Annotated in this window: 17 protein-coding genes; 10 read left to right on the top strand and 7 right to left on the bottom strand. The window is 36.9% G+C overall.

Annotated features, from left to right (window positions below; all coding sequences use genetic code 11):
* Positions 1 to 84 precede the first annotated feature (84 nt).
* Complete coding sequence (locus MUA51_RS09505) at positions 85 to 987, top strand: EamA family transporter (RefSeq protein WP_262559585.1); 903 nt, start codon at positions 85 to 87, stop codon at positions 985 to 987.
* 53 nt (positions 988 to 1,040) lie between these two features.
* Here MUA51_RS09505 and MUA51_RS09500 read toward each other — a convergent pair whose 3' ends face one another.
* On the bottom strand, positions 1,041 to 1,400 hold the full coding sequence (locus MUA51_RS09500) for a DUF4889 domain-containing protein (RefSeq protein ID WP_262559584.1): 360 nt from the start codon (positions 1,398 to 1,400) through the stop codon (positions 1,041 to 1,043).
* A 263-nt stretch (positions 1,401 to 1,663) separates the two neighbouring features.
* Between MUA51_RS09500 and MUA51_RS09495 the strand changes: the two genes are divergently transcribed.
* Positions 1,664 to 2,866: a CynX/NimT family MFS transporter gene (locus tag MUA51_RS09495; RefSeq protein ID WP_262559582.1), complete on the top strand. Its 1,203-nt coding sequence runs from the start codon at positions 1,664 to 1,666 to the stop codon at positions 2,864 to 2,866.
* Between the two features lie 58 nt (positions 2,867 to 2,924).
* Here MUA51_RS09495 and MUA51_RS09490 read toward each other — a convergent pair whose 3' ends face one another.
* A complete protein-coding gene (locus tag MUA51_RS09490) occupies positions 2,925 to 5,021 on the bottom strand; it encodes a helix-turn-helix domain-containing protein (protein ID WP_262559580.1) in 2,097 nt (698 codons plus the stop codon).
* Between the two features lie 578 nt (positions 5,022 to 5,599).
* Here MUA51_RS09490 and MUA51_RS09485 point away from each other — a divergent pair.
* Positions 5,600 to 7,048: a sucrose-specific PTS transporter subunit IIBC gene (locus MUA51_RS09485; RefSeq protein WP_262559579.1), complete on the top strand. Its 1,449-nt coding sequence runs from the start codon at positions 5,600 to 5,602 to the stop codon at positions 7,046 to 7,048.
* 63 nt (positions 7,049 to 7,111) lie between these two features.
* Here MUA51_RS09485 and MUA51_RS09480 read toward each other — a convergent pair whose 3' ends face one another.
* A complete protein-coding gene (locus tag MUA51_RS09480; RefSeq protein WP_262559578.1) occupies positions 7,112 to 8,047 on the bottom strand; it encodes a magnesium transporter CorA family protein in 936 nt (311 codons plus the stop codon).
* A 394-nt stretch (positions 8,048 to 8,441) separates the two neighbouring features.
* Between MUA51_RS09480 and MUA51_RS09475 the strand changes: the two genes are divergently transcribed.
* The 4 genes from MUA51_RS09475 to MUA51_RS09460 all read left to right on the top strand — a co-directional run bounded on the left by MUA51_RS09475 (position 8,442) and on the right by MUA51_RS09460 (position 12,703).
* Entirely contained in the window at positions 8,442 to 10,097 is a 1,656-nt protein-coding gene (locus MUA51_RS09475) for a Na/Pi cotransporter family protein (RefSeq protein ID WP_262560896.1), read from the top strand.
* A gap of 190 nt (positions 10,098 to 10,287) precedes the next feature.
* Positions 10,288 to 11,535, top strand: coding sequence for a copper resistance CopC/CopD family protein (locus MUA51_RS09470; RefSeq protein ID WP_262559577.1), 1,248 nt, complete (start codon positions 10,288 to 10,290; stop codon positions 11,533 to 11,535).
* 18 nt (positions 11,536 to 11,553) lie between these two features.
* Entirely contained in the window at positions 11,554 to 12,153 is a 600-nt protein-coding gene (locus MUA51_RS09465) for a YcnI family copper-binding membrane protein (RefSeq protein WP_262559576.1), read from the top strand.
* A gap of 130 nt (positions 12,154 to 12,283) precedes the next feature.
* Positions 12,284 to 12,703: a DUF2871 domain-containing protein gene (locus MUA51_RS09460; RefSeq protein ID WP_095117734.1), complete on the top strand. Its 420-nt coding sequence runs from the start codon at positions 12,284 to 12,286 to the stop codon at positions 12,701 to 12,703.
* 110 nt (positions 12,704 to 12,813) lie between these two features.
* On the opposite strand, the gene MUA51_RS09455 is transcribed toward MUA51_RS09460, so the two are convergent.
* The 3 genes from MUA51_RS09455 to MUA51_RS09445 form a co-directional block, all read right to left on the bottom strand.
* Entirely contained in the window at positions 12,814 to 14,382 is a 1,569-nt protein-coding gene (locus MUA51_RS09455) for an IS1182 family transposase (RefSeq protein ID WP_262559575.1), read from the bottom strand.
* 162 nt (positions 14,383 to 14,544) lie between these two features.
* Positions 14,545 to 15,573: an NAD(P)/FAD-dependent oxidoreductase gene (locus MUA51_RS09450; RefSeq protein WP_262559574.1), complete on the bottom strand. Its 1,029-nt coding sequence runs from the start codon at positions 15,571 to 15,573 to the stop codon at positions 14,545 to 14,547.
* Between the two features lie 138 nt (positions 15,574 to 15,711).
* On the bottom strand, positions 15,712 to 16,701 hold the full coding sequence (locus tag MUA51_RS09445; RefSeq protein ID WP_262559573.1) for an oxidoreductase: 990 nt from the start codon (positions 16,699 to 16,701) through the stop codon (positions 15,712 to 15,714).
* Positions 16,702 to 16,824: 123 nt separating this feature from the next.
* Between MUA51_RS09445 and MUA51_RS09440 the strand changes: the two genes are divergently transcribed.
* The 3 genes from MUA51_RS09440 to MUA51_RS09430 all read left to right on the top strand — a co-directional run bounded on the left by MUA51_RS09440 (position 16,825) and on the right by MUA51_RS09430 (position 19,988).
* On the top strand, positions 16,825 to 17,364 hold the full coding sequence (locus MUA51_RS09440; protein WP_262559572.1) for a GNAT family N-acetyltransferase: 540 nt from the start codon (positions 16,825 to 16,827) through the stop codon (positions 17,362 to 17,364).
* A 91-nt stretch (positions 17,365 to 17,455) separates the two neighbouring features.
* Positions 17,456 to 18,064 (top strand): hypothetical protein, encoded by a 609-nt coding sequence (locus tag MUA51_RS09435; protein ID WP_262559571.1) that lies wholly within the window; start codon positions 17,456 to 17,458, stop codon positions 18,062 to 18,064.
* A 319-nt stretch (positions 18,065 to 18,383) separates the two neighbouring features.
* On the top strand, positions 18,384 to 19,988 hold the full coding sequence (locus MUA51_RS09430; RefSeq protein WP_262559570.1) for an L-lactate permease: 1,605 nt from the start codon (positions 18,384 to 18,386) through the stop codon (positions 19,986 to 19,988).
* Positions 19,989 to 20,067: 79 nt separating this feature from the next.
* Here MUA51_RS09430 and MUA51_RS09425 read toward each other — a convergent pair whose 3' ends face one another.
* Positions 20,068 to 21,234: a glycosyltransferase family 4 protein gene (locus MUA51_RS09425; protein ID WP_262559569.1), complete on the bottom strand. Its 1,167-nt coding sequence runs from the start codon at positions 21,232 to 21,234 to the stop codon at positions 20,068 to 20,070.
* Positions 21,235 to 21,303: the final 69 nt, after the last annotated feature.

Raw genomic sequence — 21,303 nt, 5'->3', positions numbered from 1 at the left:
TATTTGTATAGGAAAAACGGGATTGCGGATTACAAAAGAAACATGTTAGATTGATAGAAATAGCGTTTAATAAGGGGGAGTCATATGTCACAACAACATCAAAAACGCTGGATCGGTTATTTACTTGTAATTATTGGTGCATCTTTTTGGGGGATTGGGGGCACAGTTTCACAGTGGTTGTTTCAACATGCGAATATTGAAGTGTCATGGTTTGTTGCAGTCCGATTGATCATTTCAGGGCTCCTTTTAATTGTGATTGCTTTCATGACACAAGGTGTAAAAGTCTTTGTTATCTGGTGGGATAAACGTGCAGCCATTCAAATGATTATCTACGGTATTTTTGGTATGCTCGCCGTACAATATACATTCATGTCTTCAATCAGTCATGGCAATGCGGCAGTTGCGACGTTGTTACAATATTTGGGACCTATTTTTATTATATTTTACTTAGTGATGACAAAAGTGACAAAGTTTGGTGTAAAAGAAGCGCTCGCCATTATACTAGCTTTATCTGGGACGTATTTGTTACTGACAAACGGTCATCTCGAAAACTTACAAGTACCTAAGCCTGCGATTGTTTGGGGGTTGTTATCTGCAGTGGCGCTTGCCTTTTACACAGTGTATCCGGTTCGTCTATTAGCACGTTGGGGTTCACTAAACGTTGTAGGATGGGGAATGCTCATTGGTGGTCTCGCTTTGAGTTTTGTCCACCCACCATGGCACGTCATATTGTCTGATTGGACATTGCAAACGCACTTGCTATTTTGGTTTGCTATCATTTTCGGTACAATGCTCGCCTTTTGGTTTTATATTGATAGTTTACATTATTTGTTTCCACATGAAGCGGGACTATTAGGGACGATTGAACCATTAACAGCACTATTGACATCTGTCATATGGTTGAATGTTTCTTTTGGCGTATGGCAATTATTGGGGATTGTTTTCATTATTTTGATGGTTGTCGTACTCTCAGTCGTTAAAAAATAGCAACAAATAAGCATCGGTGAACATACGCCGATGCTTGTTTGTTGTTATGAAGTTTAGTGATGATGCGAATGTGATTCCATGTGCATGTCATGAATTTTCATCATCAAACCATGTGGAATATCATCGTGTGCAACAACTTCTTGTTTTACGAATTCATGATCGCCGCCTTTTTTAGCAATCAATTTAACGAAGTCGCCTTTTTGTGGTTTGAATTGATCATCCGTCTCCAAAGTGACATGTTCTTCTACTTCATTATTAGAAGCGTTGACAATCTTTTCTGCCGTTGTATCATCCATCATGTAGCCATAATAAGTTTCTTTTTGACTTGACATCATAATAGCTATTACAATCCCAGCTGTTACAACGAGCATAGCAACAATGATGATGATTCCGAGTGTTTGTTTTTGTTTCATCACGTATTGACTCCTTTATGTAAGATAGACCTATTGTATCGAAAGAAAACGGATACAGAAAGTGATAACTTACATTCTTTGTGTGACAAAATTGTGACTTTAAGTGATTTTGCCATAAAATTTGCGGGAAATCCCTTTAGAAAATGATGGCAGAAGTTCAATATATGAAAGCGATGAAGAATGATTAAGTTCTATCATTTATGAACAAAACACATGTTTAATTATGATAAGATTAAGATAAATGACAGTAGGAGGTTGTACTAATGACCAATCAATTATACGGGAAGCGCGTCAAAGATCAATGGCTGCTTGTCATTGGTATTATTCTTATTGCAGGGACATTACGTGCACCTTTGACAGCAGTAGGGCCAATTATCAATGAAATAAAGATGGATTTACATATAAACAATGGAGTGGCAGGACTTATTACAACGATCCCATTAATAATTTTTGGTATCTTTTCTCCAATTGCGTCCAGAGTATTACAGCGTTATTCTATGTCACACGTTCTTTTTTATGCGGTGTTATTAACAATTGTAGGGCTTGTTTTGCGTGTCAGTGGTGGCATCACTTGCTTTTTCATAGGTACAATCGTTCTAGGTATTGCCATTGCTTTTGGTAACGTAACTTTACCTGCATATGGTAAGTGGCGTTTTCCATTACAAATTGGTTTGATCACTGGTATTTATAGTGCAACAATGAATTTCACTGCAGGATTAGGGGGTGGGTTAAGTTACCCGCTTTCCACTTTAACACCATTATCTTATCGTTTCTCATTGGTGTTTTGGGTATTAATTGCCGTATGTGCAATTTTAGTATGGTTGCCCCAGTTGAGAAGAACGAATGATAGCATTGATGATGCTGAAACACTCAATCCAACAGAACAGAAACCGATTAAAATATATCGTTCTAAGTTAGCATGGGCGGTCGCATTGATGATGGCATTTCAATCGATGATGTTTTACAGCATTGTCGCCTGGTACCCATCTATTTTGGCAAGTAAAGGTATTGAACCAGAATCTGCAGGATACTTTTTGATGCTCAATCAGTTTGCACAGCTGCCCATGACTTTTACCTTCCCTATCATTGCTGCCAAAATGCAAAGTCAGCGTAAACTTGTTTATATTATTGTGAGTTTGATGGGGATAGGATTCAGTCTATTATTTACAGATAACTATTGGTTATTGATTCTTGCTATGATCTTAACAGGTATGGGCATCGGGGCATGCTTCAGTGTTTGTATGACATTATTCTCAATACGTGCTAGAACAACACGGGTGAGTATGGCACTCTCAGGATTCGGTCAGTCGATAGGGTACTGGGTTGCGGCAATTGGACCATTTCTTATCGGAGTCGTGTATGACATGATGCATACATGGTCTGTGGTGATATGCTTATTGCTAGTTATGAACGCTATGATTTTGATATTTGGTTGGTATGCAACGAAAAATGAATATATTGGGTAAAAGAAAAAGCTGGGTGTGAATATCCAGCTTTTTTGTTAGAAGCGGTGACATGCATCAGTTAAATCAAATGCTGACGTTTTGTCGCTTTTGTTTTATATATTTTAATCAGTTTTACTTCGTTATGAAGTAATGTGACATGCAACGTTTTGTTGTAAAAATCATGGACGGTAATGTGCGGTTGCAGTTGGAATGTCTGATGGAGATGCTGAATATCTGGAAGTGGAATATAGTAATCTTCAATATCTATCGCAATGCCATTTGTCACATCGGAATATTGTGCATCATATGTATATGTCGTGACGAGTTGTTTCGCTAGTGTATCGGATGACATAATATTGAAGTGATAAGATTGTTTTGGTGCATGTTCTGTTTCAAGGTTAAATATGTTTGAGCCTGACAACAGAATGAGATACGCATCTTCTGTTTCGTGCAATATATAGTGATCTGATTCCGTATTGAGATGTCCTGCAAAACATTGATGTATTTGATACATATAACTATAAGGCAATTGATGTCCATAAGTATTGAAGTAGCCAATAGGTTGCTGTTTCGTCGCTACAAAAGAGATACCTACACCTAAAATGTTTATGGGCAACTGCAATAGCAACGCTAAAAATTGTTGCGGATAATCAGTTGATGTTGATGGATAGAGATGATTCAATGCCTGCGCAGATAGCCCTGTCAAAACGATTGGGGTATCGAAGTCTTTTAACAACGTTCTATAAGGTTCCATCGAACGTGTCTCACATGAGATGAATGCTTCAAATGGCATGCAGTAAAAGTCTATTTGAATGGACTGTTCCTTGAAAGACTCGAAGTATTTATGATGTATCGGTCTAACAGGATACGATAAGTGCAATGCAAACTGACAGTTGGGTAAATATTTATGAATCCGCTGCTGAATAAACTTGACTTCTTGTACATTGAAAAAGTGTGGTGAAACAGCAATAGACAATGTGAAGTCATTCGGCGATAGAACAGTTGGTTGTGCAGTCATCATGCGTATGAGTGGCTGCAAGAACAAATGGTCAAATGACTCAAATTGTTGCATGTTATTCAGGCAAAACACTAGATGATAGTGACGTTTTTTGAGTAGATGACAAAAGTGATCGAAATCAGCTGAGTTATGAAACTTCAAAGCTTCATTGGTAAAATCTTGAAAAAGTAATGTCAAGGTTGTCTGCGCAAAGATAGGGTTAGTTTGAGAAATGATCTGCTTCAGTACTTCATAAATATGGCAATTGGTGATTTCAAGAAACAACTGACGATCAGAAGTATAAGTTTGTTGGTTCGATTCACTGAGATTAACGGTAAGGTTAACAGTCGATTCTGAAGTGTTATTGAATGCTAAATAGTGATTAAAGTATTCAATGTCGTAAGGTCGAATGGAGACAATCGCTTCAGGATAATCCGATTGGTTGCGATAGTCAGCTGGACGTATACCTATGTATAGATTGAATATTTTAGAGTAATGATTATAATTAGAAAACCCAAAGTGCAAGGCAATGTTTTGTATGGTATCATCAGTCGCTATTAGTGTTGGTAAAGATAATCCGAGTCTCAATGTATCAAAGTACTTTTTGAAACTAAAGTCTAGATATTTCGTGAAGAGAATAGAAATATAAGACGGTGACACGAAAAAGTGTTCACTTATATTTTTCAGAGAGAGTCGTCTATCCAAATTGTCGTATATATAAACTAAAACTTGTTCGAGAAATGTGTGTGTACACATCATTGTCGGTAAAAAATATGGAGAAGTCAGTATGAATGCTTCGTCACAGAGCAGTTTTAAAATATCATATATTAAAATATGATGTTGCTTCTGGATAGGCTGCTGTATGATCTGCTTTAATAATGTAATGATACGCTCATGAGATGTGAGTGCATCTTGGGCAAAATAACCGTCACGATATGCAGGGATATATTTTGAGAAGAAATGCATTGGGATGCAGACTTTGATAAGTGATTGGGCGTGAGAGATTTGAATGATATCTAAGCGATTTACAATCAGTAGTTGATCATAACATGAAGTGTGTCTACCATTGTGCTGTACTTCTAGGATACCGTCTAAGGATACGAATAATTGTACTTCATCTAGCAAGCGATAAGTCTCAGATTGATGATGCGTCAATAAGTCAATTGTAATACCTCGCATAGTTTCCCCATCCATTCTAAAGAGACATAATAAACATTTTTAATTATATAGTTGCGTGCAGAGCGCCTCAATGTGTTTTAGTGAATTGTAAATTTTTAGCATGTTTTAAAACAAAACAACATATTGATTGGTATAAAAAGAGTAAAAAAATGACACATGAGTAAAGAAATGAAGTAAAGTATTAAAAAAATAAGTATAGAAAAGGGAGATAAAGATAAAAAATCTGTACATATGATAAAAGAATGAAAGGGCTTCTGAAGTCTAAATTAATGAGAATAAGAGAAAGTCATGAAACTATGACTTAAATCGTCATGGTCAGAAACTAGTGATTTCTAATATTGAGTGTGTTCATACTATAACACAGAACACATGTTCTGTAAATGAGAATAGACATTCTCTTTATGACTAATTTATAAACGTTAATAAAAAAATTTCACCATTTCAAAAAAATAAGATTGATAATATATGTGTAATTGATTAAAATGAAATCAAGAAAGTTTTGGTACCGGTTCCATTATTGAAATGACGGTCATCAATTAAAATAAAAAATACAGATTTACATATATAGGAGGGATTATATGGCGTACGAAAAAGAATCCAAAATTATCTTAGATGCCATTGGTGGTCAAGATAATATTGAAGAGATGGGGCATTGTGCTACACGTTTGAGATTATCGTTAAAAGATGAAAGTATTGTGGATGAGAAAACATTGAATGACTTAGATGTCGTTAAAGGAACGTTCTCAACATCAGATCAATACCAAATCATTATCGGTTCGGGGACAGTCAATCAAGTATATGCGCAGATTGATCAATTAATAGGTGGTACTGCTCAAGCAGATGAGTCAAAAGATAAAAGTGTCAAGAAAGAGAAGAAAAAAGGTAATCCATTACAAAGATTTGTCAAAATGTTATCAGATATCTTTGTGCCTATCATACCTGCAATCGTAGCAGGTGGTTTGTTAATGGGATTGAATAATATCTTTACAGCGAAAGGTATTTTTGCTGATAGTCAATCTCTTGTTGATATGTATCCGCAATTTGCACAGTTTGCAAATATGATTAATATTTTCGCAAGTGCACCTTTTGCATTATTACCTATCTTGATTGGTTTTAGTGCAGCAAAACGCTTTGGCGGCAACGCTTTCTTAGGTGCTGCATTAGGTGCAATCATGGTACACCCTGATTTGATGAATGGTTATGCTTATCCGGAAGCTATCGCAAATGGTGACCCAATTCCGAAATGGGAATTCTTAGGTCTATCAATTGCGCAAGTAGGTTATCAAGGTCAAGTCTTACCAATTCTTGTATCAGCATATATTTTAGCAATGCTAGAGCGTGGATTACGTCGCATTATTCCAACAGTATTAGACAACTTATTAACACCGTTGTTCGCATTATTATTTACGGCATTCGTCACATTCTTATTCGTAGGACCTATCACACGTACAATGGGTTACTGGTTAACAGATGGATTAACATTCCTGTATGAAGCAGGTGGTGCCATTGGTGGTTTGATTTTCGGATTATTCTATGCACCGATTGTGATTACAGGTATGCATCATAGCTTTATTGCTGTTGAAACATCATTAATTGCAGAACAAGCGAAAACAGGCGGTTCATTCATCTTCCCAATCGCAGCAATGTCAAACATGGCACAAGGTGGTGCAGCACTTGCAGCATTCTTATTAATTAAACAAAATAAAAAGTTAAAAGGGGTTGCATCTGCAGCAGGTGTATCAGCTGTATTAGGTATTACAGAACCAGCGATGTTCGGAGTAAACTTGAAGTTACGCTATCCTTTCATTGGCGCAATGGTTGGCTCAGGTCTTGGCGCAGCATATGTTGCATTCTTCAAAGTTAAAGCAACAGCATTAGGTGCAGCAGGGATTCCAGGTGTCATCTCTATTGCACCCGGTTCTTGGACGCACTACATTATCGGTATGTGTATTGCATTCGTAGTAAGTATTGTTGTGACATTTGTCTTGTCTAAACAAAAGAAATATCGTAATGCAGAAGAATTATAAAAAGGCATATAAAGAAGCGAGTAAAATTTGGGGATTTTACTCGCTTTTTCTTATGTGTAGAGATTATTTGTTGCTGCGCCATAACAAGGTGGATGTAATCAATACAAGTGTAAACGAAATAACAATGATAATAATCCAAGAAAGTGCACTATGATCGTCGATAGGTAGTGGCACATTCATACCAAAGAAACTAAAAACTAATGTTGGTAAAGTGAGTAGCACGGTGAAAATCGTCAAAGTCTGCATCGTGGTATTGAGTTGATTAGATAAGAGTGATGCATATGAATTTGACATACTTTCAACAATACGCAGATAAAGCTCAGTCGTTTCTACCGCCTGTTGATGTTCGTTCTGTAAGTCTTCAAGTAGTTCTTCGTCTTCATCAAACCGTTTGATGGCAGGGAGACGGAATAATTGTCGAATTGTTGATGCATTTGTTTTAAGTGAACCTAAGAAATAAACCAAGCTTTTCTCAATTTCGCTCAACAAGTAGAGGCGGGTATTTGTGACACGTTGTTGCAAGTTATGCTCGACTTGTCGACGTTCTTTGTTTAATAAGCGTAAACTTCGGTTGTATTGTGCGGCCATCTCGTACATTAACTTCAAGGCAAATTGACTCTTATAGTTCAAGTTAATGCACTTCAAGGTGAGATGTTCTAAGTACGGGACGGGTTTGGCACAAACAGTGACAATCAGATCTTTACCGATAATAATACCGAGTGGCAGTGTTGTGAAGCTTTTGAGTTCATATTTTCCAGACTTGCTAATGGGTAAGTCACTAATAATCAATGAGTAGCCACTGTCATCATCATATTCAATACGGGAGCTTTCTTCACTGTCGAGTGCATCTTCGAGAAAGTCTTTTGGGAAGCCATATGTTTGAATTAATGATTGCACTTCATCATGCGTCGGTTTAGTCACGTTCAGCCACTGTGCATCTTGCCATGTTTCAGTAGTGACAACTTCAAGTGCGTCATTGTTTCGATATGCTGTAATCATAGAGTATCTCCTTTGTTTCAAGTGAATAACACTATCATACGCTTTTTTGGGCGTAAAGAACATACAGGATCAGATATAGTGATGATTTATTTAAGAAAAAATATGGATTCAACAACGATGGGAGTGGGACTAGAAGTGGAAAAAGTTTGTAAAAACGCATTTTCACTTCAGATACCTACCGCCATTACACTTATTTCTACATCTTAAAAACAGGAACTGAGCACTCTGTCTCAGCTCCTTACGTCCCATTTCCGACGTGAGAAAAGAAATTAAAACAAAATTCACACCATCTTAACATTAAATTTACATTTATCGGTCATACTGTGAATTGTATCGATTTTGAATAAAATGTAAAAAAATAAAAGACATATATTTTAGAGGTGAAATCATGGAAATGTCAATCACACAAGTCATCTTTTCATTCTTAGGAGGACTTGGTATTTTCCTTTACGGATTGAAAGTAATGGGAGACGGTTTACAAGCTTCAGCAGGAGATCGTTTGCGCGATATCTTAAATAAGTTTACATCTAACCCACTATTAGGTGTATTAGCAGGTATGATTGTGACCATTTTGATTCAAAGTAGTTCGGGGACAACAGTTATTACAATTGGACTTGTTACTGCTGGATTTATGACGTTAAAGCAAGCAATCGGTGTTATCATGGGGGCAAACATCGGAACAACGGTAACAGCCTTCATCATTGGTATCGACTTAGGCGAATATGCAATGCCTATTCTTGCCCTCGGTACATTCTTAATTTTCTTCTTTAAAAAGTCTAAGATTCAAAATATCGGACGTATTTTATTTGGTTTTGGTTCACTTTTCTTCGGTTTGGAGTTTATGGGTGGTGCTGTGAAGCCATTAGCCGAATTAGATGGATTCAGACAGATTATGCTTGATATGTCATCGAACCCATTATACGGTATTATAGCTGGTGTTGGTTTGACAGCACTTGTACAAAGTTCAAGCGCAACAATTGGTATTCTTCAAGAATTTTACGGTGAAGGCTTAATTGAACTTTACGGTGCAATTCCAGTCTTACTTGGTGATAACATTGGAACAACGATAACAGCTGTATTAGCAAGTTTAGCCGGTTCATTAGCAGCGAAACGTGCGGCATTCGTACATGTTATCTTTAATGTAATCGGTGTGATTATCTTCTCACTGTTCATGCCATTGGTTATTCATGCAGTTGGCTTTATTCAAGAAGCATGGAACTTGAAGCCAGCGATGGCAATTGCCTTTGCGCATGGTGCGTTCAACGTAACAAATACATTAATTCAATTACCATTTGTGGGTGCCCTTGCCTGGATCGTAACGAAAATTGTACCGGGCAAAGATATTACAGAGGAATACAAACCACAGCACTTGAATCATGACCTTGTATACCATGCGCCAAGTGTCGCACTACAAGAAACGCAAAAAGAATTACAAAATGTGGGGCGTATTGTTCAAACGATGTTAGATGATGTGCATCACACAGATGCCATTGATAAAAAGTTCATGAAACAAATTGAACAAAAACATCAAGCTGTCGAAACAATCACAGATAGTATTAGAAGTTATCTTGTACGTATTTCAACAAAAGATGTTAATAAAAAAGATGTTGAGCGTTTAGCAGTGATGTTAGACATAAATCGAACAGTCTTAAAAGTATCGAATCGCATTAAAGAATATATTGATCTCATTGATCGTCAGAATCAGAAGGATATCAATCTTACAGACGATGCGCAAAAGGGTATCGACAAACTCTTTACGTTCGTAGAGGAGTCATTCGATAAAGCGTTAGAAACACTTGATGTATATGATACAACGAAAAAAGACGAAGTGGCTGCACGTAGTCAAGAAGCCTTTACGATTGAACACCGATTGCGTAAAGACCATATTAAACGTCTTAACCGCGGTGTATGTTCAACAGACGGTGGATTATTATATGTTGATATGATCGGTGTATTAGAACGTATCGGATACAATTCACGTAACATCTCAGAAGCGATGGTAGGTCTGAATGATGATGTAGTGGTTGAAGAAGAAACTGTCACAACTTAATAGATAGTTTGTATGGCACCTTTTAATCGGTATAAAGTCCGATTGAAAGGTGTTTTTTAGCATGTCCTAAAATTTATACTTGAAACAAATATAAATGTAGCGCATGATAGATAATATATGATATTTATATTGTCTTAAAGCATTGTTTATAATATATGTTTTGAGAAGGATGCATTATGGGAGGTAAGTTATGAGTATTGCAAGACGTACAGGGCTATTATGGGGGATACTTATTGCGATGATTTTTGTAGTAGGGGGATATTTTAATGTAGCATCTGCACATGTTTCATTAGAAAACCACCAGCCAATGCAAGATGAAGTGGTATCCAATGCGCCTGACGAGATTAAGTTAAAGTTCAGTGATCCAGTGAATGTACGTTACACAGAAGTACAACTTTACAATGATAAAGGACATCAAGTAGAACAACTACATTCTGATCAAACGGGCTATTCCGATACAGTCATTTTTCGAACGCAACAGTACGATGAAGGGACATATGCAGTAAAGTGGCAAGCGGTATCACCCGATGGTCATGAAGTTTCAGGACAGTATCAATTTTCAATTGGTACACAAACCGCGAAGTATATTGATATTTCAAAACCATTTTATGCTGATGCTTACTGGTGGTTGGGTGTTTTACGGTTTGTGATGCAAGGAACTGTATTGCTCTTAACAGGTCTCTACATCGTTAATCGTATTATGGCACAGGCGAGTGCGCCGACATTTGATGTTTTGCCAAAGTATCGAAGTATTGCATGGATACTCGTGATGTTGATAGGAGCAACGAGTTTGGTTTATTTAATGACTCTATCACGCAATGCGATTCAACAACTATTACGACTTGACTTGTCAACATGGATATCCTTTCCATTTCTTCTCGCAATGGTAGCGTTGATGATAACAGTCATTTTATTTTCGCTTAGACAGATGGAACCTATTTGGTATCATGCAATGCCAGTATTAATATTGATCAGTTTAGCAAGTTCAGGACATGTTTGGGCACAAGATATTCCGCTGTATGCCTTGTTATTGCGAACTTTACATTTAGTAGGAATTGCTGTGTGGCTTGGTAGTTTCATTTATCTCTATGCTTATATACAGTCACATCAACAGCATTCGTATGTTTTAATTTTACGTGATGTATTATTAAAAACAAACATAGGGGCTGTCATTGTTATTATTGTGACGGGCTTACTGATGTCAATAGATGCAACATCTATTCAGGCGATTGTGACACAACAAACAACATATAGTGTTTTATGGTTAACAAAGATTAGTTTGACAATTGTATTGATGGGATTAGGTGCTATCCAAACATTTTGGGCGATGAACAAAAAGCGGAAAATTCAGCAACCGATGTTATATTTTGAAATAATAATAGGAGTTTTACTCATACTAGCAGGAGTTATTATGAGTCAAATTGCAGCGCCATTATAAAATAATAGGAGTGATTGGATGAAATTAAATAAATTATTGGCAAGTTTCGGATTTGTTGTTGTAACAACTCTCGGAACGGTAGGTGTGGCAGAAGCGCATGTCACGTTAAACCCACAAGTCAGTGAACCGGGATCATATGAAGAGTATAGTGTGCGCGTACCAGTAGAGCGTAATGATCAGACGGTGAAGTTAGAGTTGGAAGTGCCTAAAGGTGTATCGCTATCGACTGTACAACCTGTGAATGGCTTTAAACATAGCTTTAAGAAAGATGGTAAAGGTAATATTGAGAAGGTTACTTGGACGGCAACAAACAAAGGGATTGGTCCTCATGAACATGTTGACTTCCCGATTGTAGTAGCGAACCCGGAAGAAGCGGGTGAATTCAAATGGAAGGCGACTCAAACATACAAAGATGGGACAGTGGTACGTTGGACAGATGAAGATGAGAAGAGTGAGACACCTGCTCCAGTGACGAAGGTGAAGGCGGCGGATACTGAACATGAAGAAACACCATCAACAGGTGGACAAACAGCATTATGGATTGTATCGATACTTGCGTTGATTGTGTCTGCGGTTGCATTGTTTAAACAGCGTAATCTTACGAAAACTGACAAGTAATTGACATTGACAGTCTCTTTAGAAATAAGGATAATGATACGTGAAATAATGCAAGAGATTGGATGCTGTTTATCAAATTTTTATTTCATATATCCTATCTCTTTGTGTAAATATGGAGTGTGCGTTACACATGAAAAGAATTTTATATGCGTTTATGTTTTATACTGTACTTGGATTGTTTAGTGGTTTTGGTTATCGCGAATTAACATTGCACTATAACTTTACAGGAGATACACAAATGAGTGTGATGCATACACACTTGTTGACATTAGGTATGTTTGTATTTTTAATATTAATCTCTATTGAAAAGCTATTCAAAATTAGTAGCTACTATTTGTTCAATTGGTTTTATATTATTTACAACACAGGTGTGATTGTGACAGTGAGTATGCAATTTGCTAAAGGCTTTATGCAAATTTCTGGACAAGAAGTACCCGCTTCATTTTCAGGCTTTGCAGGAATCGGCCACGTTGTCATTACAGCTGGCTTTATCCTGTTATTCTTCTTACTCAGACAAGCCATTCTAAAAGAACCAAGAGACGCAGAATAGCAAAAAGGGGCTGAGACATAGGCGCTCAATTTCCCTTCAAAAAAAGCCGTTAAAATTCTTTTTTAAGATTTTAACGGCTTTTTTCTTATTATTTACTAAAAAACTAGCACTTATCTGGCTAGTTTTCTGATGTTTACTGCCATAAGTGCGATTCCTAATTCGCATTCAACCTTTGATTGAGTGCGAACTGATAACCTTTGGAAACCCAAATTAGCCTTCAGATTTCCAAATGCTGATTCGACATCTATTTTTCGTTTTTTGTAGATGCCTTTCGTTTTTGGATCTGAAAGCTGCTTATTTGTGAATGCTTTAAAATAATCCCAAGTTGGATTTTTATATAAGCTTTTTGTTGTAGTTGGGTTGGTTCTGTAATTCATACATTCATTTCGTAAAGGACATCCAACACAATCTTCACATTTATATAATTTGAAATCTCTCTGATAACCATATCCGTCTCTTCTTTTTCTATAACTTTTGAAATGCAATTCTTTGTTATTCGGACATACATAATAGTCATCTATTTCATTATATTTCCAATTAGCTGTTATGAATGGATTATTTTTATATTTTCTTTTCTTCTCTTTTAAATACATACTATATGTGATGAGTAGTGTTTTCTCGAATTCATCAAGAATCATCGTATAGTTTTGTTCGCTACCATATCCCGCATCAGCTACAATGTACTCTGGAATGTCACCGTATAATTCTTTGGTTGATTTTAAAAAAGAAGGAAGTGTTCGCGTATCACCCGGATTACTATACACACCAAATGCCAAAATGAACTGATTGTTCGTCGCAATCTGCAGATTATAGCCAGGCTTTAATTGTCCATTCTTCATATGATCATTTTTCATTCTCATAAAGGTCGCATCATGATCTGTTTTAGAATAGCTTTTTCTGTCACCATAAATTTCCATCTGCTCATCATATTTTATTTTACGATCTTTAAAATCTTTGATTGCTTTTTTATATTTTCTAACTTTACTTCTTTGTTTTCTTAATGTCTTTCTTATTTCTACACTTTGAGATGCTTCAATTTTAGAAGTGAGCGTTTCATTTTTATCATCTAAATGCATCTCAATACGATTTAATTCTTCTTTCGTTAGTTCATCAGAAGATTCTCTCTTAATTTCAGGTATGATCTTCTCTGAAATTAACTGTTTATACACCGCATTGGATTTTTCAATAACCCCTTTACTAAAATGCTTAGTGCTACCTAGCCATTGAAAAGTATATTTATTGGCATTAGCCTCTATCTTCGTTCCATCTATATAAAGGGCGTCTTCTGTAATCACTTTGTCTTCTAATAATTGCGCTCTAAGACCCACAAATAGAACTTGTATAAAATCTATCATGTGTGGATTAACTCTAAAGCGATTGATTGTACGATATGAAGGGACTTGTCCTTGAGCTAACCACATCATACGACAACTATCTTTAAGTAGAAATTCCATTTTTCTACCAGAAAAGACAGACTGTGTATAGCTGTATAAAACGATTTTTAACATCATTTTAGGATGATAAGATGAAGGACCTCTATGGTTGTAATATTGATTAAAAGTTTCTTGGGGAATAGATTCTACAAGTTTATTAATAATGAGGGCAATATCACTCTCGGGAAAAGAAATTTCAGTTTCAATTGGCAGACTAAGCTGAGAAATGTTATACTCTTTATACATATAAGGCACTTCCTTTCATTGTTTTTGTGGTTATTAACAATTATACGGGAAGTGTTTTATTTTTTTAAATGATATCTATAAAAAAGGTCTAATTTAGTGTTTTTCGACACCAAATTAGACCTTTTTTGTAAAAGAGCTGGGAATTATGTCCCAGCCCCTTTTTTATGACGGTAAATATTTCTTGTTAGCTTCTCGGAATACTTCATTGTGACTTGAAACAAAACCATCCTTAGTCGCTTCAGGCTGAACATATTGTTTGGCACTGTTAGCAGCATGTGCGCCATCGCTAATAGCACTAGCGATAAGGTGTACTTTGGCCGGGTGTTGTACGATATCTCCGCAGGCAAAGACGCCGGGAACTGTTGTTGTAGAATTTCCTTGGCCGGCGATGAAATATTCATCGATCAAGTCGATATCCAAGTTGACATCGTGTAGAAGGCTGATATCTCTTTCGAAGCCGTGACCAATAATCACTTCATCAACCTTAATCGTAGTTTTTGAGCCTGACTCCGTATGTTCTAATATCACTTCATCAATCGTATTTGGATCATGATCGGTATTGTTGAGCTGGACAATTCTGTGATTCGGCATCTTTTTGACGTCGAGATCGTGAAGAATCTTAGACATCGCTTCATGTCCAGAGATATCTTTTTTGCGATAGACTAATGTCACGCTTTTGGCATAGTTAGATAAGTCTCTTGCCCAGTCTAGAGCTGCATTGCCAGATCCTGAGATGAGTACGTGTTTATCTTTGAAGTGTTCATATTTTTGAACAACGTAGTGTAAGTTAGTCAGTTCAAAGCGTTCTGCTCCAGCAATATTCAGTGATTGGGGTTTAATAATCCCCCCACCAATTGCCAAAATAACAGAACGAGATGTATAAGATGTCCCATCTTCAGTGATGATTTCAAAATGTTGTTCCGCATGCTTTTTAATATCGATGACTTTTGTGTTGAGATGAACTTCTGGGTTAAAGTGTCTGCCTTGTTGAATCATATCTTGAATAATTTCATAACTTGTTTTTGGCGCAATGCCCCCAATATCCCAAATAATCTTCTCCGGGTAGAGTTGCATCTTGCCCCCTAAATGTGGTTGTACATCAATGAGACGCACGGACATCTCCCTTAATCCCGCATAAAAACTTGCAAAGAGACCGGCTGGCCCGCCCCCGATGATTGTTAAATCTTTCATTTATAGACACCTCTCGCATAGTTATTACTTTTATTATCTTACAAATGATAATGAATATCAATTAACGATGCAAAAATCATAATATAAAAGAGCAAGTGAACAATGAATGTCACTTGCTCTTATAATCGTGATTGTGTTTTATTCCTGTCCCATATCGATAATCATACGTCCTTGATGAGAAGGGGTATTGAATGACTTGATTGCATCAGTTAGTTTATCAAAAGGAACTACTTGCTTAACTGTATGAAGATGATCAGGTTTCAAATCAGTTGCTAAACGGTCCCAAATAGATTGACGATAAGGCATTGGTGTATAGACTGAATCAATGCCGATCAAACGAACGCCACGTAAGATGAATGGAAATACAGAACTTTCAAAAGAAGCGCCCCCGGCATTGCCACTTAATGCAATCGCACCTGATGGATGGATACGCTTGAGCACTTCTCCCAATGACGAGCCGCCAACTGGGTCAATGACACCTTGCCATTCCGTTTTATGAAGTGCTTTTGATGTAAGTTCATCAATGCGGTCAATACATTGTGATGCGCCTATTGTCTGAAATACTTCGAATTGTTCTGTAAGGCTAGAGCTTGCAATGATATCGTAACCAAGTCGATGTAACATCATGATTGCCATCGTTCCGACACCGCCAGAAGCACCCCGTACTAGGACAGGACCTTTTTCTGGTGAGAGTCCGTTTTGCTCAAGTGCAGATACAGATAGTGCAGCGGTATACCCTGCTGTTCCGATAATCATCGCTTCTTCCAGAGTCAGATTATCTGGTAATGGCACAAGCCAATCTCCTTTGACACGTGCAACTTCACTAAAGCCACCGTCATGTGAGACACCGATATCGTACCCTGTTGCAAGTACACGGTCTCCTTTTTGAAAGTTTGGATGTTGTGATTCGATGACAATGCCCGAAAAGTCAATGCCAGGAATGCGTGGATATTGTCGGATTATTTTGTTGCTCGGTTGTGTTGCCAGCATATCTTTGTAATTAATGCTTGAATAATGGACTTGGACTGTCACATCCCCTTCGGATAAGTCATCAAAGGTTAATGTTTTGAATCCTGCTGTCGTGCCTTCTTCAGTTGTTGTTAAAACATATGATTTGAATGATTGCATGGGTGTAACCTCCTCAGTTGTTGTGAGATATGTACAACTTCACTATAACAGGGTTTGAAAGATTGTTGCAATGAAAGGCATGAATAGGTTATAACTAAAGTGACAGGGCAAGGAGGGATTGAGATGGACTATCGTTTTGAACGCGTAACGACTGAACAAGTGGAGCTATTACGACGTGTGAGTATAGAAACGTTTGAAGATGCGTATCGTGAAGATGACGAAGATGATCAATACTTTCAAGATTACATTGATTCTGCGTTTTCTTATGAATCATTGACACGAGAAGTGACGCATTCAGAATCACAGTTCTATTTACTTGTAGTAGAAGGAAGAGTCGCTGGATACTTCAAGTTAAACGTGGGGAACGCACAGACTGTTGATAAAGGTGAAGATTACGCTGAAATTCAACGAATCTATTTATACGAAACATATCATGGTCAACACTTAGGACAGTTGATGTTTGATAAAGCGTTAAACCTAGCAAGAGAAGCAGGTAAGACGGCAATTTGGTTAGGTGTGTGGCCAGAGAATCGTCAAGCCATTCATTTTTATAAGAAGCAGGGAATGGCTAAAACTGGAACACTAGACTTTGTGATGGGTGGACATGTTGAAGAAGATGATTTGATGGAGATGCCGATTGCGACAGATACTTTAAAACAATAATGTGACATATTAGGAAGATTATTTGTTATGTGCGTTAAAAGGTGTAAAATATAGTCAAGTAGTGCATATAAATAACTTGGAGGTAATATTTATGAAAAGATTATTAGCCGGCCTTTTTGCATTCGCACTTGTATTAGCAGCATGTTCTAACGATGACAGTAATAACGAATCAAAAGACAAGAAAACAGAACCAAAAACAGAACAAAAACAGCAAAAATCAACAGAGAAAGATGAAAAAGCATCAAAAGAGACAGAAACAAATCATGCTGAGAAAGACAAAACAGAGAATTCTCAAACAGATGATCAAACACAACAAGCAGCAACTGCTGATGATCATGAGCAAACAGCTAAAACACAAAACAATGATCAACAAGCAACTGCACCAACGAATGCGACAGGTCCTTATCAAGGTCAGAATGTCGTTCCGGTTGCACAAAACCTGGTGCGTCAACCATTAAGTGATCAACAAGCACAGGAATTGTTACCAGAATTTCAAGGTGCATTACAAAAAGCAAATGCAGAAGTAAATCAATTCAATGGTTATGATAATCCTTATAATGATTATGCTGCAGAAGGTGAAGATGGATATTATATGTATGTTTTCAGCTTCTTAAATCAAGCAAATCCAGGTACGTATACTATTGTGACTGTTGATAAAGCAGGAGATGTAAAAATTGTAGATCCTGCATATCGTCAATAATATGAACTAAGAGGGTTGGATGTGATGCATCCAATCCTTTTCTTTTTTTAAGGTAGTCTGACCTTTATATAACACTTGATTATAAATTCAAAACAACTTAATTGTTGAATGTTATGGAAATAGTGTAGAATAAATCCCCTAAGAAAATATCTTATTTTAATAAACGGTTGTGGGAAAATGGAAAATATTTTTTATTATAAAAAAATTAAGATAACATATTGATTTGCTATAATATAAGTGGTATATTTTACATGTGAAATAAATCACAATCAGATTTATTTTAAAGTAAGTAAATAAATATTAAAGGAAGATGAAAGAGATGTTAGTACATTCATTTGATCCATTCCAAAATCTTGCGCTATCTGCATTGGTCGCAAGTATCCCGATTGTTTTGTTTTTACTCTGTTTAACAGTATTTAAAATGAAAGGGATTTATGCAGCATTAACGACATTAGTCGTTACAATTATTGTTGCGCTATTTGTGTTCAAGTTACCAGTTGGTATTGCGACTGGTGGAATTGTAGAAGGCTTTTATCAAGGTATATTACCAATCGGGTTCATTGTTATGATGGCCGTTTGGTTGTATAAAGTCACTGTTGCAACAGGTCAGTTTTCAGTTATTCAAGACAGTATTACAACAATTTCTGAAGACCAACGTATTCAACTGTTATTAATCGGTTTCTGTTTCAACGCATTCTTAGAAGGGGTTGCAGGCTTTGGTGTACCGATTGCCATTTGTGCCGTATTACTTGCACAATTAGGTTTCGAACCATTAAAAGCCGCAATGCTTTGTCTAATCGCTAATGGTGCTGCGGGTGCTTATGGTGCGATCGGTCTACCAGTCGCAGTGATTGATACGTTAGGCTTACACGGCAACATTACTGCATTAGATGTTGCACGTTCACTCAATTATAGCTTACCGATTCTTACATTCTTTGTACCATTTTTATTAATCTTTATCCTAGATGGTTTCAAAGGAATTCGTGAAACATTACCAGCAATTATTGCAACAGTTGTACCTTATGTTGTATTACAAATTATTTTAAGTTTTGTTCAAGGGCCAGAATTAGTTGATATTTTACCACCGTTAGCATCTATGGCAACGTTGGCATTAGTATCTAAAAAATTCCAACCTAAAAATATCTTCCGTTTAAACACAGAAGAATCTAAAGTCGAAGTGAAGCGTCATAATGTGAAAGAAATCTTATATGCTTGGAGCCCATTCGGTATCCTAACAGTACTTGTACTTATCTGGAGTACAAATACATTTAAAGGTTTATTTATGGAAGGTGGCGCTTTAGAATTCTTAACAATTAAGATTCCACTTCCAGGCACAATGAACGATGTTTCGAACCAACCGATTACATTGTTATTCAACTTATTGAATCAGACTGGTACAGCATTATTAATCACTGGTGTTATCACAGTTATTTTAGCGAAAACAATCGATTTCAAACGTGCAGGTGAGTTGCTCGCTGAAGCCTTCAAAGAGTTATGGTTACCAATTCTAACAATCTGTATGATTTTAGCGATTGCGAAGTTAACAACTTATGGTGGCTTAACAGCTGCAATGGGTGAAGGTGTCTCAAAAACAGGTGCTATCTTCCCATTCTTATCACCTATCTTAGGTTGGATTGGTGTATTTATGACAGGTTCTGTTGTAAATAACAATGCATTATTTGCACCAATTCAAGCATCAGTAGCGCCTCAAGTAGGTACAAGCGGTGCACTTCTAGTCGGAGCAAATACTGCTGGTGGTTCGATTGCAAAATTAATTTCACCACAATCTATCGCGATTGCAACTGCAGCCGTTAAACAAGTTGGTAAAGAATCAGAACTTCTAAAAATGACATTAAAATATAGTTTTGCACTATTAATCATCTGGTGTATTTGGACGTTCATCTTGTCACTATTGATTAGTTAATGAATGGTCAACATATAAAAAAGCGTTCATCTTTCCTAAGTGAAGGGGAGATGAACGCTTTTCATGTTGTATATGAAGTTTATTTATCAAGTGAAGCTAACATATTGTTAAATTGTTCGTAAATTTTTTCAGGTGCATGCGCTGCGACAGTCTCGTAACCAGCAGCTTTAATCTGTTTAAGATGTTGACCGTGAAGTTTTTGGATAATATCTAATAATTGAAGGCTGAGCTTTTCAACATTGCCGTAAGGAACGAGAAAACCATTATGACCATGTTGAATCAGTGATGAAGGGCCAACGTTCTCATCGAAGCTCACGATAATACTCCCTTGATTCATTGCCTCTAATATCGTTAAACCAAAACCTTCGTTACGGGATGGGATACAAGTGATTTTACTTTCTGCCATGTGTGTACTGAGTTGCTGTGTGGTTGGACGAAGAAACACGATATCTTGAAGGCGCATATAATTAATTGTCTGTGTCAATGCTTCTTTCTCCGTTCCGTCTCCAAAGATATGTACGGTATATCCTTCTTCGCGCAGTTCTTCCTGAATGTGATAGATAGCTTCAATGAGTAAGTCAAAGCCTTTCTCATATGAAAAGCGTCCTGCAGCGATGATTTGATTTTTCTTCATCATATGATGACGTTTTTCTGCAAGCATATTTGTAACAATAAAAATAGGTGTTTCAGGAAGTGCCTGTTGATAAAGTGCTTGATCTTTAGAAGTGAGTGTTGTTACTGCATCTAACTGTGTATAGGAGCGTAATATTTCTTTGCGAAAATCTTCTGTATGTGCAGTAAGATTCATATGCTCCATGCCGATGCGGTATTGCTTTTTTTGTCCATAACGCGCAAGCAAAATATTAAAACTTGCACGTGTGCCGACAAATACATCAGACGTATCTTGTTGAATTGCACGTATAAGTTTGCGTTCCACATAACTGGAGAATTGCGTGTATCCAGGCTCATGCTTTGAAAGTTTTTTTGGCTTGAGTAAAGGTGTGAACTTACGAATACGATTGGCAAACAATGGTATGACATTGCGAATTTTTAACTGATAGTCAACAAGAGAGACCACTTCAACACGTGAATCTAACTCAAAATATGGTTGTTTTTTTGATTGAAAAATAGAAATGATTTTAACAGGATGACCCTGTCTGGCAAGTTCATTAGCGAGATTGCTAATGGTTTTAACAGTACCACCCATAGCATAAATATTATGCATTAAGAATGTAACTGACTTCATGATGCATCCCTCAATTTGCTTCTTTTTGCTCATTATAGCATAGAAACTTAAATGGAAACGTATGTAACC

The organism is Staphylococcus sp. IVB6214 (assembly GCF_025558585.1).
Classification (GTDB): domain Bacteria; phylum Bacillota; class Bacilli; order Staphylococcales; family Staphylococcaceae; genus Staphylococcus.
Note: the sequence above shows the minus strand (reverse complement) of the source record. Positions and strands in the feature narration are given on the sequence as shown.

What these genes read in the sequence shown, in the direction of transcription:
- MUA51_RS09505 (WP_262559585.1), top strand. Translation starts at nt 85, where the DNA reads ATGTCACAACAACATCAAAAACGCTGGATCGGTTATTTACTTGTAATT.
- MUA51_RS09460 (WP_095117734.1), top strand. Translation starts at nt 12,284, where the DNA reads ATGAAAAGAATTTTATATGCGTTTATGTTTTATACTGTACTTGGATTG.
- MUA51_RS09490 (WP_262559580.1), bottom strand. Translation starts at nt 5,021, where the DNA reads ATGCGAGGTATTACAATTGACTTATTGACGCATCATCAATCTGAGACT.
- MUA51_RS09435 (WP_262559571.1), top strand. Translation starts at nt 17,456, where the DNA reads ATGAAAAGATTATTAGCCGGCCTTTTTGCATTCGCACTTGTATTAGCA.
- MUA51_RS09430 (WP_262559570.1), top strand. Translation starts at nt 18,384, where the DNA reads ATGTTAGTACATTCATTTGATCCATTCCAAAATCTTGCGCTATCTGCA.
- MUA51_RS09465 (WP_262559576.1), top strand. Translation starts at nt 11,554, where the DNA reads ATGAAATTAAATAAATTATTGGCAAGTTTCGGATTTGTTGTTGTAACA.
- MUA51_RS09485 (WP_262559579.1), top strand. Translation starts at nt 5,600, where the DNA reads ATGGCGTACGAAAAAGAATCCAAAATTATCTTAGATGCCATTGGTGGT.
- MUA51_RS09445 (WP_262559573.1), bottom strand. Translation starts at nt 16,701, where the DNA reads ATGCAATCATTCAAATCATATGTTTTAACAACAACTGAAGAAGGCACG.
- MUA51_RS09425 (WP_262559569.1), bottom strand. Translation starts at nt 21,234, where the DNA reads ATGAAGTCAGTTACATTCTTAATGCATAATATTTATGCTATGGGTGGT.
- MUA51_RS09470 (WP_262559577.1), top strand. Translation starts at nt 10,288, where the DNA reads ATGAGTATTGCAAGACGTACAGGGCTATTATGGGGGATACTTATTGCG.
- MUA51_RS09455 (WP_262559575.1), bottom strand. Translation starts at nt 14,382, where the DNA reads ATGTATAAAGAGTATAACATTTCTCAGCTTAGTCTGCCAATTGAAACT.
- MUA51_RS09450 (WP_262559574.1), bottom strand. Translation starts at nt 15,573, where the DNA reads ATGAAAGATTTAACAATCATCGGGGGCGGGCCAGCCGGTCTCTTTGCA.
- MUA51_RS09500 (WP_262559584.1), bottom strand. Translation starts at nt 1,400, where the DNA reads ATGAAACAAAAACAAACACTCGGAATCATCATCATTGTTGCTATGCTC.
- MUA51_RS09475 (WP_262560896.1), top strand. Translation starts at nt 8,442, where the DNA reads ATGTCAATCACACAAGTCATCTTTTCATTCTTAGGAGGACTTGGTATT.
- MUA51_RS09495 (WP_262559582.1), top strand. Translation starts at nt 1,664, where the DNA reads ATGACCAATCAATTATACGGGAAGCGCGTCAAAGATCAATGGCTGCTT.
- MUA51_RS09480 (WP_262559578.1), bottom strand. Translation starts at nt 8,047, where the DNA reads ATGATTACAGCATATCGAAACAATGACGCACTTGAAGTTGTCACTACT.
- MUA51_RS09440 (WP_262559572.1), top strand. Translation starts at nt 16,825, where the DNA reads ATGGACTATCGTTTTGAACGCGTAACGACTGAACAAGTGGAGCTATTA.